A 13,760-nucleotide genomic window follows, 5' to 3' on the forward strand; every position below is an offset into this window, starting at 1 on the left:
GTCCGAGGGGCCCCTTACCGTTGGTTCATGGCGGAGGAACGGATCGCGCTGGGGACTGCGCGGGCGCGGTGGGTGCTGGCAGCCACCGCGCTGGGGTCGGGGATGGCGTTCCTCGACGGCACGGTGGTGAACGTCGCCCTGCCCGCGATGGGCGAGGACCTCGGCGCGGGGATGGCCGGACTGCAATGGATCGTCAACGGCTACATGCTGATGCTGGCGTCGCTGATCCTGCTCAGCGGTTCGCTCGGCGACCGGCTCGGGCGGCGCCGGATGTATGTGATCGGTGTCGGCTGGTTCGCGGTCGCGTCGATGATCTGCACGTTCGCGCCCACCCTTGAGGTGATGGTCGCCGGGCGCGTGTTGCAGGGCATCGGCGGCGCGCTGCTCACGCCAGGCAGTCTGGCGATCCTGCAGACCACGTTCGCCCCAGGCGATCGCGGCAAGGCGGTCGGCACCTGGTCCGGGCTCACCTCGGTCGCGGCCGCGGTCGGGCCGTTCGTCGGCGGCACCCTGGTGGACAGCGGTTCGTGGCGGCTGATCTTCCTGATCAACGCGCCGATCGCGCTCGTCACCATCCTCGTCACTTTGAGGCATGTGCCGGAAACCAGGGACGAGGAGATGGCCGGCAAGCTCGACCTCAGTGGCGCGGCCCTGGCCACAGTCGGTCTGGCCGGCTTCACCTTCGGATTGATCCGCGCCGGTTCGGATGGCTTCGGCAATGCCTCGGTGCTGGCCAGTCTGATCATCGGACTGCTCGCCTTCGGGGTCTTCGTCCTCGTCGAACGACGCAGCTCGCATCCGATGCTGCCACCGGGGATCTTCGCCAACCGCCGCTTCACCGGCGCGAACCTCGTCACGGTGGTCGTCTACGGCGCTCTCGGTACGGCGACCTTCCTGGTCGTCGTTTACTTCCAAACAGCCCTCGGGTACGCCGCCGTGTGGGCTGGGGCGGCCTTACTTCCGATGACCGCCCTGATGTTCACCTTGTCCGGCTACGCGGGCGGACTCGCGGAGAAGATCGGCGCGCGAATACCGATGACGGTTGGGCCGTTGCTGATGGCGGGTGGGTTCCTGCTGATGCTGCGAATCTCACCAGGGTCGTCGTACGTGACCGCGGTGCTGCCGGCGGTCGTCGTACTGGGACTGGGGTTGGTTGCGACGGTGGCGCCGCTGACGGCGACCGTGTTGTCGTCAGTCGAGGATCATCATGCTGGGATCGCCTCCGGGGTGAACAACGCCGTGGCGCGGTCGGCACAGTTGATGGCGGTCGCCGCGATTCCGATGGCGGCGGGGATCACCGGGGAGTCGTACCGGGATCCCGTTGCCTTTAGCAATGGATTTGACCGGGCATTGATCATCTCGGCCGTGCTCGCGGTGGCCGGGTCGGTGATCGCCTGGACCACGCTCGGGGACCGGACCCGCCGTCGTACCGTGCCTGTCGAGCGACACCTGCACTGCGCCCTGGTCTCCCCGCCGCCCTCCAGCGACGCCCACTCCTGACCTCGACATGTCGACATATCTTGATCTTTTTGACACGATCGTCTTATAAGCTTCCGGTATGACGACGTGGTGGCGGGCGGCCTTCGGGGCCTTCGCGATGGGGTTCGCGCTGGGGTGCTCGATCACGGTGTCGGAGGCGGTGCACAACCGCTTCGTGCCGGCATTGGTGTGTGCGGTGGTCGCCGTACTGCTGATCAGGCCGTTGCGGCGGCGACAGGAGCTGGGGCTCCGGGATGCTGCGCGTGGGCTGCTCACCGGTCTGCTGGTGACGGGCGGCAGCGCGGCGGTGGTGTTCGGCGCGGGCACACTCGCGGGGTGGATCACGTGGGGGCGGATCGAGCCGCATCGTGTGCTGTTGTTCCTGCTGACGAACACGGTCATCGCGCTGCTTCTCGAGGCCCTGCCTGAGGAACTCACGCTGCGCGGTCACACCTGGAGCGCGTTGCGATCGCGGTACCGCGGGTTCCTTGCTGCGGTGGGGACCACGGCGTTGTTCTTGCTGGTGCCGGGAATCGCCTCGGCTGTGCAGTTGGTGCTAGGCACCATCTTCGAGCAGGAGACCCAGGAGTTGAGTCTGGTGCCACCGGGGCAGGACCCGGCGTCGTACCTGTTCCTGTTGACGATCTTCGGGTTCACGCTCGTCGCCGCCCGCGCGGCCACCGGTTCACTGTGGGCCAGCATCGCAACGCATCTGACCTTCCTCACCGTGAACCGGCTGACCGTCGACGGCGCTTCCCGCGACGCGGGCTGGTCGGCGAGCGTGGTCAACCAGGACGTGCTGCTCCTGGTCCCGGCGTACCTGGTGCTCGCCGCTGTCGGTTTCTACGTGCAGTCCTTGATATCGCGACCGGCGTTGTCCTTGGCCTCGTCGTTGCCCCAGCGGGACAGGTAGTAGGCCGAGACGTACTGGTTGGCCGGGCCGACGTCGAGGTCGGTCTTCAGCCACCAGTGGTTGAACGACGAGCCGTTGCGGACCTCAGGACCCCAAGTGCGGCAGTAGACGTAGCTCGTGCCCTTCTTCAGCGTCCCGGTGCTGGCGCCCGCACCCGGGCTCGCGTATCCAGGGGCGTCGGCGAAGGTGTCGACCCAGAACTTGCCGTCACCGGCACCGCAGTTCGCACTGGTCTCGTAGTGCTCGCCATACGACCAGGTCAGCGGGACGAGGTGACCGTCGAACGACGCCTGCTGGACAACGTTGTTGAGCTTCTGCTCGAAGTGCAGGTGCGGCCCGGTGCTGTCACCGGTGCTGCCGACGACACCGAGCTGCGTGCCTTGGTCGACAGTGTTGCCGACGGCAACATCACGGCGATCCATGTGCAGATAGCGAGTCTGCCAGCCGCCGCCGTGGTCGATCACGACCATCTGGCCGCCGGTCGTCGAGTTCAGCGAGGCGCTGACCGTACCGCCGGCCGACGCGAGGACCGGCGTACCGCGGGTGTTGCCACCCATGTCCACCATGTCGATCATCCACTGGCTGGCGTGGCCGCTGTGGCTGGCAGTGGTCCAGCGCAGACCACACGGGATCGGCATCTGGAAGGCCGGGGCGGCCATAGCCGTCGTCGGTACGGCGATCAGACCTGCGGCGACGAGCAGCGCCAGGAGGGCCAGACGGATGAGCTTCATGAGGGTCAGCGTAGGTTCGCCGTACCGGCTCGGCAGTCCTTTCGACTGTGGCTGAAGGTTAGCGCCGGGCGCGGTAGTGGGCGCGGACGTCGGCGGGCAGACGTTCGATCGCGTAGCGCAGCATGGTGCGCGGCATCGCCGGCGCGTGCTCGTCAAGGAACTCCCGCAGCTCGTCCTCGGAGACGCGCTTACCGGCCTCGCGCAGCATCCAGCCGGCCGCCTTGTGGATAAGGTCCTCGCGATCGTCGAAGACCTCCGGAGCGAGGTGGTAGATGTCCTCGCTCTCGCCGCGCCGGATGAACCAGTGAGTCGCGACCAACGCGATCCGGCGCTCCCAGAGGGACTCCGAGTGGACGAGGGTCTCCAGGACGTCGCGCGGCTTGTCGAGCAAGTAGCCGCCGACGATCTCCGAGGCGCTGCAGTCGACGAGATCCCAGTTGTTGATGTACTCCGTACAGCGCAGGTAGAGCTCGTAGATCGGCTCCCTCTCCTTGGCTGCGCGATCGGCGAGCAGGCAGAGGACAGCGAGCCGGTGCTCGTGGATGGGGCTGGTCAGGGCCTGCTCGAGGTCTTCGAGTGGAACAGCGGCTCGGCGGTACGGCTTGAGGATCTCGCGGATCGTGGAGAGCTTCACGCCGGCCATCTGATCGCCGTACCCGTAGCCGCCGGGCTGGAGCTGGAAGTAGCGCTCGAGGACCTCGGCCACCTGCGGGTCGGCGGCCGCATCGATCTCTGCGAGCAGGGATTTGGCGGTGGTCATACGAGCAGGCCGCCGCCGGCCCGGAGGTTCTGGCCGGTGATCCAACGGCTGTCGGGTCCGGCCAGGAAGGCGACCACATCGGCGACGTCCTCCGGCTGGCCGACCCGGCCGAGTGCGGTCGCGCTCTTGAGCATCTCCTGCACCTCGGGCGGGTTGTTGTCGAAGAACATGTCGGACGCGGTCGCGCCCGGAGAGACCGAGTTGAAGGTGATCCCGCGGGCGCCGTACTCCCGGGCGGCGACCTTCATGAGCTGCTCGAGCCCGGCCTTGCTGGCCGCGTACATCCCGACGGTCGGCACCGGCATCGCCGTGTTGAGGGTCGAGATCGCGATCACCCGGCCATGGTCGGGGAGCACCTGGGCCGCGCGCTGGACGGCGAAGAACGGACCACGGAGGTTGGTCGCGAACAGCTCGTCGTACAGAGCCTCGGTGACGTCGGCGATCGGCACGACGGTCGCCTGCGCCGCGTTGCAGACGAAGATGTCGAGCACCCCGGTCGGCTCGGCCGCCCGCTCGAACAGCTCGGGCACCGCTGACACATCGGCCTGGTCGGACCGGATCGCGATGGCTTCGCCGCCGGCCGCCTTCACTTCGGCGACCACGTCGGCCGCCTTCGCTTCGCTGGTCAGATACGTGAACGTGACGACCGCGCCGTCCGCGGCCAAGCGCCGTACGATCGCGGCTCCGATCCCTCGCGAGCCGCCGGTGACGAGCGCTGCCTTGCCATCGAGAACACCCATGTCCTTTGTTTACCACCCGCCACCGACGTCGTTGCAGCGTTTGACTTCCGGTCCGGGCCGCCCGCGCCGAGGTCACGCTCCGAGGTCATCCCCCGGGCACCCGTTGTGACGGTCCGGCGTCGGGGCATACGGTTGCCCCAGGGCAGTTCACCCCGTCAGGACGGACCGGCGGTGCGGGGCTACCCGGGGGAGAATCCGGCGTGACAAGCCAGCCTGAGCCGCGGGACGGCGACATGATCAAGACGACGTTCGATGCCGTGACCACGGAGCTGGAGCCAGGCGTTCTCCTCGTCCGGCTGTCCGGCGAGATCGACATCGCCACCACCGACTTCGCCTCCGAGTCGATCCGGGCCGCCGTCGCGCCACCGGCCCGGCTGGTCCTAATCGACGTCTCGGCCGTCACCTTCCTCAGCTCCGCCGGCCTCGGCAACCTGGTCGAGGCCCGCACCCTGGCCGGGCGGCACAACATCACGCTCGCGCTGGTCGGCGTCGGCCGTCCGGTCGACCGTCCACTCTCGGTGACCGGGCTCGGGGGTCAGTTCCAGATCTTCGCCTCGACCGCGGAGGCGCTCGCCGTACTCTGAGCTTCTGGGGTTGCTTCGTGGGTTTCCGTTGGGTTGCCGTTGGCAACTCGGCGTACCGCGTTCGGGGGGTCGACCGTTGGATGCGGTAGCGTCCGGTATCCCCGAAGAAGGAATGTCATGGGTGACCTATCCAAGATCGTGATCGTCGTACCGACCTACAACGAGCGGGAGAACCTGCCCGTCCTGGCCGGGCTGCTGTCCGACCTGAACCTGCCCGGGCTGGAGCTTCTGGTCGTCGACGACAACTCCCCGGACGGAACCGGTGACGTCGCCGACGAACTGGCGAAGGAGTCGCCGGAGAAGGTCGGCGTACTGCACCGGACCACCAAGGACGGCCTCGGCCGCGCGTACATCGCCGGGATCACCCGTGCGCTGGACGAAGGCGCCGACATCGTCATCCAGATGGACGCCGACCTGTCGCACCCCGCCTCCGTCATCCCCCTGATGGTGGAGACCCTGCGGACCACCGACGCCGGCCTCGTGATCGGCTCCCGCTACGTCGAAGGCGGCTCCGCGGCCGCCGAGTGGGGCTGGCACCGCCGGGCCCTCTCGGCCTGGGCCAACTTCTACGTGAACGCCCTGCTGCGGCTGCACGTGAAGGACGCCACCGCCGGCTTCAAGGCCTGGAAGGCCGACACCCTGCGCTGGATCGACGTCAGCTCGATCGAGAGCAACGGCTACTCGTTCCAGGTCGAGATGAACTACCGCACCGTCAAGCGCGGCCTGCGCATCGCCGAGGTACCGATCCACTTCGAGGAGCGCACCGAGGGTGTCTCCAAGATGAGCCTCAAGGTTCAGCTCGAGTCGGCCCTGATGCCCTGGAAGCTCCTCTTCAGCCGCTCATAACGTCAGCACGATCCGCCGTACGGCCCCACGCCGTACGGCGGCTTCGGCATGCCCTCCCTGATCGGGGAGCTTCGCCCACCTTGAGCACAGCTCAACCATCTTCGGGGTCCTGAAACGGTTGATGGATGCCCAAGGTCGGGCCACCCCGTCCTGGGTCCTCCCCAAACCGGTTCGGGGTGGATCCAGGACGGATTCGGGCGGTGGATCCTCCCCAAAGCGGTCCGGACGCTGGGGTCAGCCGTAGCCGAGCTCGTGGAGGCGGGCGTCGTCGATCCCGAAGTGGTGCGCGATCTCGTGCACCACCGTGATGTTCACCTCGTCCACGACGTCCTCGACGGTCTCGCACATCCGCAACGTCGGATTCCGGTAGATCGTGATCCGGTCCGGCAGCACCCCACCGTAGAAGTGCCCCCGCTCCGTCAACGGGATCCCCTCATAGATCCCCAGCAGCTCCCGATCCCCCGCCGGCGGCTCGTCCTCCACGAACACCGCCACATTGTCGATCAGCGCCGCCAGCTCCGCCGGCACCTCGTCCAGCGCCTCAGCCACCAGCACCTCGAAGTCCGCCCGAGTCATCTCGATCACACCCCCAGCCTAGGTCGTGGCTTGTGGTTCAGCGCCGTAGCGAGCATGTGCTCGGTGCGGTGCATCGGTGCGCTGGGGCGGAGGGTTCGATGCGGAGCATCGTGCGCTTCGACCCAGTGCGGCGAGGTGACGTGCCGAGTGCAGCGCAGTAGGCGGGGAACCGCGAGGCACGGCCTGGGGCAGGTATCTCGTTTTGGCACCTGGCGAACAGTCCTCTATAGTTACGGCTGTCCCTGGGGCTTCGGCTCCCGCGGGTCCGAGTCCCCATCGTCTAGTGGCCTAGGACGCTGCCCTTTCAAGGCGGTAACGCGGGTTCGAATCCCGTTGGGGATACGGCCGAAAGGCCGGTGTCAGACCACCTCGAAGATGCTGTAGGATCATCGAGAAACCTGGCCCAGTAGCGCAGTTGGTTAGCGTGCCGCCCTGTCACGGCGGAGGTCGCGGGTTCGAGTCCCGTCTGGGTCGCCAGGAGAAGGCGGCGGTGAGAAATCACCGCCGCCAAATTTTCTCCCCGGTCAGGTAGCTCAGCTGGTAGAGCGTCCGCCTGAAAAGCGGAAGGTCGGCGGTTCGAGACCGCCCCTGACCACCTTTCTGACCTGCGAGTTTGTGTAAGAACTACTCGCATTGGTCGCGTTACTGCAGCAGTAGCCGTCCCAGCTTCCACTTTGACCGTTATCGGGGCTGCCATATGCCGGGTAAGTTGATCGGCGGGAAGCAACCGCCTTGGGTGTACATCGCGGGTATCAGCCCAGAGTCGAGTGACTACGCCGAGCTGGAACGAGGGCTGCTGCGACTCTTCACCAGGGTGGAGTACAGCTCGGGGATGGGAGTCGGGGTCCACGCAGGCGAGTTCGACGCAGCGATCGTCTTCGGTGAGCCGCCGTGGTCCCTGGCCGACCATCTCTGCGTCGTTCAGTTCGGTGGGCCTCTCGCTACCCAGCGCGCGACCATCAAAGCCGAGGATGGGAACACTACAAACGCCTGGGCCTTGGACTGGACCACCGCGACGAAGGCTCGCCAGTTCACCATCCCGGAGAAGGTCGTCAACGAGGGCCTGGCCCCACTGATCGAGTCCACGCTGATACGCGACGATGCGTCGACATACCAGCGCATCCATTGGGACACCGTCATCGGTGATCCTTGGGACCCCCTCCCGGAGTTAGACCTTGATGCGTTCGCTCGAGACTCTGCCGGGCAGGTGCTCGCTGCCAGGATGCCTCGATCGTCTCGACCTGATTCAGGCGAGCTCTGGAGTCTGCCTGGCTCGCTAGAGATAGAGGCTGCGCTGGAGTGGATTGCCGCGGCAGTTCGGAGCTGGGGTGACGCCGGCCGTGCTCCATTCCTGTCAACGCCTGCTTGGCATGACAAGTCGGAGTGGCGAACGTACGAGGAGGATCTGGCAGCGGCTTCTCTGCTGCAGAGAACCAGCGAGATCGACGCGATTAAAGTCAAACTTGAGGCAGAGCTAGAAGAGCTCGCCGCTCGACAGGACGCGGCCCGCCAGCATGCGGAAGTTCATGAGCGGCGATTGCTGCGAGCACAGAGCGATGAGCTTGCTGAAGAAGTCGCGCGGATTCTCAGGTCGCTAGGTTTCGACGTGATCGACGCTGATGAACTCCCTGAACACTCTGAAGGTCGCAAACAGGAGGACCTGAGGGTGTCGGACGGGTCGTGGGTCGCCGTCGCTGAAGTGAAGGGGTACGCCCGGAACAACGCAAAGGCTCGTGACCTCCTCCAAGTCGGCAAAGCGGCTCGAGTGTTTGCAGTACGCCAGGGTCGTGCGCCAGATGCCCAGTGGTATGTGATCAATCAAAGCTTCGAGACGTCCCCGGATGCTCGCCCAGTTCCGCTTGCAAGCGCTCCAGAGGAGCTGGAACTCTTCGCGGCAGATTCGGGCCTCGTCATCGATACGCGAGATCTGTTCCGACTTCAGAAGGCAGTACAGGCGGGCCTACTCTCGCCGGAGGACGCGCGACGTGTTCTGCGGGACGCTCGAGGAGTGTTGCACTATCCACCCAAGGTGGAGAGGACCTAAGACCTCCCCACCCGAGCGGTCGACCTCTAGATCAGTGCTCTCCCAGTTTCTGCAACGCCGCACGCATTTCGTCGAGTGACGTGTGCGCGTAGATAGTCATCGTCACATCCAGATTTGCGTGCCCGACGATCGCCTAGACGATGTGTGGCGGCACCCCTAGGCCGAGCAGCAGCGTCACACGGCTGTGCCGCAGATCGTGGAGCCGGACGCCTTCCAGGCCGGCGGCCGACCTGATCGGGTACCAGTTGCGACGTAGGTTGCCTGGTTCGATCGGTGTGCCGATCTCGGTGGTAAACACGTAGCCGGTCTCGACCCATTTTCGCCAGCAGACTTGCGCTCACGGCTTGCCGTTCCAGTGTTCGCGAAGGCCGTCGACACACAAGGCGATGAGTGAGACCTCTGAAGGCCTTCAGTGGAGTTCTTCTCACGAGCGGTAGCCTCGCCATGCCCCCAGCTCATCATGGTGAGCAGATTCCGCAGAGCCCGGGCATTTAGGAGCTCACGCGATCAGGTCCGGGAGTATCTCTGCAAGCCCGCCACCGCTCCCCACTCACTCAGTCGACTAGTGCCGTTCGTTCCCTGCCGACCCGGCGAAACGAACGACCTTCCATTACGAAGCTGAACGTGACCTTTGACAGCAGCCCCTCGGCCGTCACCTCATCGCCGACATCGTTGGGCACTTTGAACGAGTCAGTCGCTTCCCCAGCCGCCAAGACCGGACTGCTCGTCACCAATGCACCGTCGTCCGGCACCCGAACCTTGTAGATCGACATGCCGGCTGTGCCGTTGGTGACGGAGCAGAGGATCGATTCCAGGCGGCCATCGCCGTTGCTCCATGTGACAGGCCCCTGCTTCAGATGAACATCCTGAGCCTGGGCCACCAGACGAGCCTCCGTCCGTCTCTGATCAGCGAGTTTTTCGTCGTCCCGAGCGATTTGCTCGCGGATACGTGTCTGCTCGTCTTCACGCCTCGCGCGCTCCTCGCTGCGATATCCCACAATCGCAAACATCACCGCAGCAACAGTCCCCAGTCCGCCGACCCAGGTACCGAGGGCTTCGATCGCATCTGTCCGCGCGTGGCACTTGTCCTGCGCGCAAGCCGTAAAGCTTCCCGCCCACCAGCCAACCGACAGGCCGACCACAAGAGCGAGCAACGCCCAGCCGAGGCGAGAAGCATGCCTTCCGACCCAGTCCGCAACTGAACTGATGCGTTCCTTCAACTTGCTATCCACAGCGTGTGCCTTCCTCCTGGGTTCCCAGCCATCGCGCGCCTCCTACGCTTCAGCTCTCGTCTGTCAGCAACGACATTGCTGGAACATACGTGGGGGGATGTAGCTATCTCTGTAGCATCACCCACCGCCAACTAGCTACGCACCAGCCTTGAGAGCATCTACGGCACCAACGCTGATCGCATCGCACGCTGTGGCCGCGCGACCTGAAAAGCGGAAGGTCGGCGGTTCGAGACCGCCCCTGACCACCTTCACCCTCTCCGGTTTCCGGTGAGGGTTTTTTCTTGGGTTCTTCTTTCCCAGTGAGCTACGCAGCCGCTCCTCCCCTACCGCACCTCCGCGGTCGGCTGACGGCAACGTCCACCGATATTGCACGAGCGAGTCGACCGGATATCGTCGTTCGCGCGTGGCCGTCCAATGGTGGGCAGCCTCACTGTTGTCTTGGCTATGCGGAGGTGGCGGCGGTGGGGTTTCTGCTGAGGTTTGATCATGAGAAGTGGCGCGTTGTCGTGGAGGACGACGACGCTGTGGCTTACGCGTACCTCTTGGACGGGGACGCCATAGTCAGCGACGTGTGGTTGTACAACTGTGGTCCTGACCCGGTTGAACGACCGTGGCGGGATGGTGCTGAGGGCCCGTTCTGCAACCCGGCTGAGTTCACGTCGGGGGATGACGTCGGGGAGCCTGTGGGGTCGAGCGCGGTTGGCGTTCGGTGGCTGGGTGCGGACGGATCGGGGATCAGGGCGGCGGTTCTGCTTCGCGAACGGGCTATTGCGTGGCTTGAGCCGGGTGCGCGACCGGGATGGTCCGTGCGGGTGGTCAAAGACGGGCCGCTGGCGAAGCGAGCCGCGGACCGCAACGGCTAGCGCCCACGTGCACGTTAGGACGAGAGGGCGATGGCGGCCTTGATGGTTTGGGCTTGGTTGTTGAGAAGGGCTCTTTCGCTTCTACCTCGTCGGGGACGATGGTCCAGCCGTCGCCTGGGGAGCGCGGGATGACGTGGAGGTGGAAGTGGAAGACCATTTGGAAGGCGGCTTCGCCGTCGCACACGAAGAGGTTGATCCCCTCGCAGGGTAGGGCGGAGCGTCGTAGGGCTCGCGACAGAGTGTGGCCTACTGACCAGACGTGGGCGTTGGTGGCGGGGTCGAGGCCAGGTGCTACTCAGTTGATGGAGAACAGCGGACCGCCCACACTCACCAACCTCGGAAATGGACCCACTCAGAGCCGCCGCCAGGCGGGGCGCCGGTGCGCTGGCTCGGGTTAGTCAGTGGTGGCGGTCCGCTGATCAACTAGGAGGATGACGGCTGATCCCCTGGCTCTGCGGATGTGGTGTTGTTCGACTTCGACGGGCCTGTTTGTTCGCTCTTCGCCGGCTACCCGGCTGCCGGGATCGCCTGTGAGCTTCTGAAGCTTGTACGGCGGGTGCGCGGTCGCGTGCAGCCTGGTTGGGAGCGGATCACGAGTCCGCACCAACTGCTCTTGGCTGCGGCGGATGACTCCGCGTTGGCTCGGCGGTTGGAGGGGGCCCTACGCGCGGCCGAAATGACCGCAGTAAGTACCGCAACCCCAACGCCCGGGGCGGCTGACGCCATTGCCGCCTGTACGACGGCTGAGCGACGTGTGGCGATCGTTAGTAACAACTGCCGTGGAGCGATCACGGCGTACCTCGAGAGGGTTGGGCTCACGGGGAGCGTGTGTCATGTGGAGGGTCGTAGTCCGGAGGACCCGAGGTTGATGAAGCCCAGTCCTTACGTGGTCGAGCGAGCGATCAGGACGCTCGGGACCACGCCGGCGGCTTGGAACGACGTACAGGCGGGTCGGGCAGCTGGGGTTGCGACGGTTGGCTATGCCAACAAGGTTGGTAAGGCCGAGGTGCTCCGCCGGGCTGGGGCTGACACGATAGTGACTGACCTCGCGGCGCCTTAGGAGTAAGGGAAATGATGACTGACCAGTCGATCACTGTTCGGCCTGTTGCCCATGTTGTCGGCGGCAGGGTTGAGCCCACTGATGATTATTGGGGTGGGACTCGGGCGATCATTCGGATCGATGGTGAGGTCTTCGGGCCGGACGCAACGAAGGGGCTTGATGAGTTCTCGCACCTTGAGGTGGTCTTTCATTTCCATCTGACTGATCAAGAGGATCTGGATCTCGGGGCACGGCCGGCGCGTAGTAATCCGGACTGGCCGGCGGTGGGGATCTTCGGGCATCGGAATATGCGCCGACTCAACTGGCTCGGGGTTTCGCGGTGCCGGTTGCTCAAGGTCGATGGGCTGGATCTTCATGTCGAGGATCTGGATGCGGTGGACGGTACGCCGGTGCTCGATATCAAGCCGTGGTTCGCGGACTTCGGTCCTCGCGGGGTGGTTCGCCAGCCCGCTTGGCCGAGCGAGATGCTCACCAACTACTTCGCCCCTCAGGACCACGCGTAAACGGATGGACGGTCCGCGGCGGGCGTCGTACCGTCGGCCGGGTGACGATCGAGCTCAAGCCGCTGACGGCGGCAGACGCTGAAGCGCATTGCGCGGGGGAAGACGAGCTGACGGTTCGCTGGCTGACCGGCGGGTACGGCGACGTCGAGGGGACCGCCGGATACTTCGAGGAGCTCGCCGCGAATGCCGCCGCGGGGGTGGGCAAGCGGGGGTTGGGGATCTGGAAGGACGGTCGGCTCTGCGGGTACGTCGATTACACGCCCGACCTCGCGGACGGCATTGAGCCGGACGATGTAGCGCTGGCCTATGGGGTTCATCCATGGGCTCGCGGGCAAGGTGTCGCGGTCGAGGCGGTTCGGTTGATCTGCGACGTACTTCGGGCCGACGTGGTGGGGAAGCGAGCGGCCATTCGGGTGGAGCCGGAGAACACGGCGTCGGTGCGGGTGGCGCAGAAGGCCGGGTTCAGGTACGTCCGGGACTATCCGTCCAGTCGGGACACCCAGCCGGACGGGACGCCGACCATCTTCAGCCTGTATCTGCTGGATCTGTAGACGGGTGTCGATGTCGGGGCGAGTTGTTCGACGCAGGGGTGAGAGATCATCGAGCCCAAGGAGACCAGCGTGAGCGCCACCTACACCTTCGACATCTACTCCAGCCTCGACGGGTTCGCGTCGTACGACAATGCCGACTGGGGTCCCTACTGGGGCAAGCACGGGCCGGAGTTCCTGGAGCGGCGGAGCGACGTGTACGGCGAGGAGCAGCGGATGGTGTTCGGGGGGAACACGTTCCGGCTGATGATGGAGATGGTCGGGCTGAGCAAGATGCCGGAGCTCGACCCGGTGAACGGGCGGATGCGGGACCTGCCGGCGACGGTGGTGTCGTCGACGCTCGAGGGATCACTCGACTGGCCGGACGCGACCGTGGTGAGTGGGGACGCGGTCGAGGCGATCACGCGGCTCAAGGAGGAGTCCGACGTACCGCTGCGCTCGAACGGCAGCCTGTCGCTCAACCGCGCCCTGATGGCTGCCGGGCTCGTCGACCGGGTCCAGGTGACGATCTTCCCGGTGCTCGCGGGTCAGACCGGAGTCGAGCCGATCTTCCAGGGTGCGGCGGACTTCGAACTCGAACTGCTCGAGAGCCGGACCTTCGACGGACGCACCCAAGAACTCATCTACCGGCCTACCCTGCACGTCTGATTCCACCCGTACGGCGGACTTCGGTCACCGCTCGTCAGTCGCGTTCCCTGTCGCCGCCGGACGAGGCCTCGTACCCACCTCCGTCGTACCCGCCGTCGTCGTACCCGCCACTCCCCTCCGACTCCATAGCCTCAGCCACCCGCGCATCATCCCCAGCCTCGGTCTCCGGCTCGGGCTCGGTCTCCGGCTCCGGCTCGGCTTCGGTCTCCGGCTCCGGCTCGGGCTCGGTCTCC

At 65.7% G+C, this 13,760-nt stretch carries 17 protein-coding genes, 3 tRNA genes and 1 pseudogene; 13 read left to right on the forward strand and 8 right to left on the reverse strand.

The window, feature by feature from the left end; all coding sequences use genetic code 11:
* Nucleotides 1-27: 27 nt before the first annotated feature.
* Together ACIA49_RS19530 and ACIA49_RS19535 are read left to right on the forward strand one after the other, a co-directional pair.
* Nucleotides 28-1,500, forward strand: a complete 1,473-nt coding sequence (locus ACIA49_RS19530; RefSeq protein ID WP_396378609.1) for an MFS transporter — start codon at nt 28-30, stop codon at nt 1,498-1,500.
* A 58-nt stretch (nt 1,501-1,558) separates the two neighbouring features.
* Entirely contained in the window at nt 1,559-2,392 is an 834-nt protein-coding gene (locus ACIA49_RS19535) for a type II CAAX prenyl endopeptidase Rce1 family protein (protein WP_396378610.1), read from the forward strand.
* Here ACIA49_RS19535 and ACIA49_RS19540 read toward each other — a convergent pair.
* The 3 genes from ACIA49_RS19540 to ACIA49_RS19550 are packed head-to-tail and all read right to left on the reverse strand — an operon-like array spanning nt 2,323 to nt 4,623.
* Nucleotides 2,323-3,123, reverse strand: a complete 801-nt coding sequence (locus tag ACIA49_RS19540) for a M23 family metallopeptidase (RefSeq protein ID WP_396378611.1) — start codon at nt 3,121-3,123, stop codon at nt 2,323-2,325. The two genes, ACIA49_RS19535 and ACIA49_RS19540, sit on opposite strands and share 70 nt — an antisense overlap.
* Before the next feature lie 58 nt (nt 3,124-3,181).
* Nucleotides 3,182-3,883, reverse strand: a complete 702-nt coding sequence (locus ACIA49_RS19545) for a DNA alkylation repair protein (RefSeq protein WP_396378612.1) — start codon at nt 3,881-3,883, stop codon at nt 3,182-3,184.
* Nucleotides 3,880-4,623, reverse strand: a complete 744-nt coding sequence (locus ACIA49_RS19550; protein ID WP_396378613.1) for an SDR family oxidoreductase — start codon at nt 4,621-4,623, stop codon at nt 3,880-3,882. The genes ACIA49_RS19545 and ACIA49_RS19550 overlap by 4 nt, the downstream gene beginning before the upstream one ends.
* A gap of 200 nt (nt 4,624-4,823) precedes the next feature.
* Between ACIA49_RS19550 and ACIA49_RS19555 the strand changes: the two genes are divergently transcribed.
* Both ACIA49_RS19555 and ACIA49_RS19560 read left to right on the forward strand, forming a co-directional pair.
* Nucleotides 4,824-5,207, forward strand: coding sequence for an STAS domain-containing protein (locus tag ACIA49_RS19555; protein ID WP_396378614.1), 384 nt, complete (start codon nt 4,824-4,826; stop codon nt 5,205-5,207).
* A gap of 117 nt (nt 5,208-5,324) precedes the next feature.
* Complete coding sequence (locus tag ACIA49_RS19560) at nt 5,325-6,053, forward strand: polyprenol monophosphomannose synthase (protein WP_391542517.1); 729 nt, start codon at nt 5,325-5,327, stop codon at nt 6,051-6,053.
* A gap of 234 nt (nt 6,054-6,287) precedes the next feature.
* Here the strand turns inward: ACIA49_RS19560 and ACIA49_RS19565 are convergent, their stop codons facing one another.
* Nucleotides 6,288-6,638: a metallopeptidase family protein gene (locus ACIA49_RS19565; RefSeq protein WP_396378615.1), complete on the reverse strand. Its 351-nt coding sequence runs from the start codon at nt 6,636-6,638 to the stop codon at nt 6,288-6,290.
* A 260-nt stretch (nt 6,639-6,898) separates the two neighbouring features.
* Here ACIA49_RS19565 and ACIA49_RS19570 point away from each other — a divergent pair.
* The 4 genes from ACIA49_RS19570 (at nt 6,899) to ACIA49_RS19585 (ending at nt 8,673) form a co-directional block, all read left to right on the forward strand.
* Nucleotides 6,899-6,971, forward strand: a tRNA-Glu gene (locus tag ACIA49_RS19570).
* Nucleotides 6,972-7,029: 58 nt separating this feature from the next.
* A tRNA-Asp gene (locus ACIA49_RS19575) sits at nt 7,030-7,106 on the forward strand.
* Between the two features lie 45 nt (nt 7,107-7,151).
* Nucleotides 7,152-7,224, forward strand: a tRNA-Phe gene (locus tag ACIA49_RS19580).
* Nucleotides 7,225-7,326: 102 nt separating this feature from the next.
* A complete protein-coding gene (locus ACIA49_RS19585) occupies nt 7,327-8,673 on the forward strand; it encodes a hypothetical protein (RefSeq protein WP_396378616.1) in 1,347 nt (448 codons plus the stop codon).
* A 133-nt stretch (nt 8,674-8,806) separates the two neighbouring features.
* Here the strand turns inward: ACIA49_RS19585 and ACIA49_RS19590 are convergent, their stop codons facing one another.
* Both ACIA49_RS19590 and ACIA49_RS19595 read right to left on the reverse strand, forming a co-directional pair.
* On the reverse strand, nt 8,807-8,971 hold the full coding sequence (locus tag ACIA49_RS19590) for a hypothetical protein (RefSeq protein WP_396378617.1): 165 nt from the start codon (nt 8,969-8,971) through the stop codon (nt 8,807-8,809).
* A gap of 256 nt (nt 8,972-9,227) precedes the next feature.
* Entirely contained in the window at nt 9,228-9,905 is a 678-nt protein-coding gene (locus tag ACIA49_RS19595) for a hypothetical protein (RefSeq protein WP_396378618.1), read from the reverse strand.
* Nucleotides 9,906-10,366: 461 nt separating this feature from the next.
* Between ACIA49_RS19595 and ACIA49_RS19600 the strand changes: the two genes are divergently transcribed.
* Nucleotides 10,367-10,768: a hypothetical protein gene (locus ACIA49_RS19600; protein ID WP_396378619.1), complete on the forward strand. Its 402-nt coding sequence runs from the start codon at nt 10,367-10,369 to the stop codon at nt 10,766-10,768.
* Here ACIA49_RS19600 and ACIA49_RS19605 read toward each other — a convergent pair.
* Nucleotides 10,722-11,039 (reverse strand): annotated as a pseudogene (locus ACIA49_RS19605) (HIT family protein); the annotation flags it as partial. The gene ACIA49_RS19600 and the pseudogene ACIA49_RS19605 sit on opposite strands and share 47 nt — an antisense overlap.
* Before the next feature lie 192 nt (nt 11,040-11,231).
* Between ACIA49_RS19605 and ACIA49_RS19610 the strand changes: the two are divergent.
* The 4 genes from ACIA49_RS19610 to ACIA49_RS19625 all read left to right on the forward strand — a co-directional run bounded on the left by ACIA49_RS19610 (nt 11,232) and on the right by ACIA49_RS19625 (nt 13,527).
* The gene (locus ACIA49_RS19610) at nt 11,232-11,828 is read left to right on the forward strand and encodes an HAD family hydrolase (RefSeq protein WP_396379029.1); all 597 of its coding nucleotides are present in this window, start codon (nt 11,232-11,234) and stop codon (nt 11,826-11,828) included.
* Between the two features lie 14 nt (nt 11,829-11,842).
* Nucleotides 11,843-12,331: an SAM-dependent methyltransferase gene (locus tag ACIA49_RS19615; protein WP_396378620.1), complete on the forward strand. Its 489-nt coding sequence runs from the start codon at nt 11,843-11,845 to the stop codon at nt 12,329-12,331.
* A 41-nt stretch (nt 12,332-12,372) separates the two neighbouring features.
* Nucleotides 12,373-12,882, forward strand: coding sequence for a GNAT family N-acetyltransferase (locus ACIA49_RS19620; protein ID WP_396378621.1), 510 nt, complete (start codon nt 12,373-12,375; stop codon nt 12,880-12,882).
* Between the two features lie 69 nt (nt 12,883-12,951).
* On the forward strand, nt 12,952-13,527 hold the full coding sequence (locus tag ACIA49_RS19625) for a dihydrofolate reductase family protein (RefSeq protein WP_396378622.1): 576 nt from the start codon (nt 12,952-12,954) through the stop codon (nt 13,525-13,527).
* Nucleotides 13,528-13,561: 34 nt separating this feature from the next.
* Here the strand turns inward: ACIA49_RS19625 and ACIA49_RS19630 are convergent.
* On the reverse strand, nt 13,562-13,760 hold a 199-nt coding region (locus tag ACIA49_RS19630; protein ID WP_396378623.1), incomplete at its 5' end, for a hypothetical protein.

The organism is Kribbella sp. NPDC051587 (genome assembly GCF_044453945.1).
Taxonomy (GTDB): Bacteria; Actinomycetota; Actinomycetes; order Propionibacteriales; family Kribbellaceae; genus Kribbella.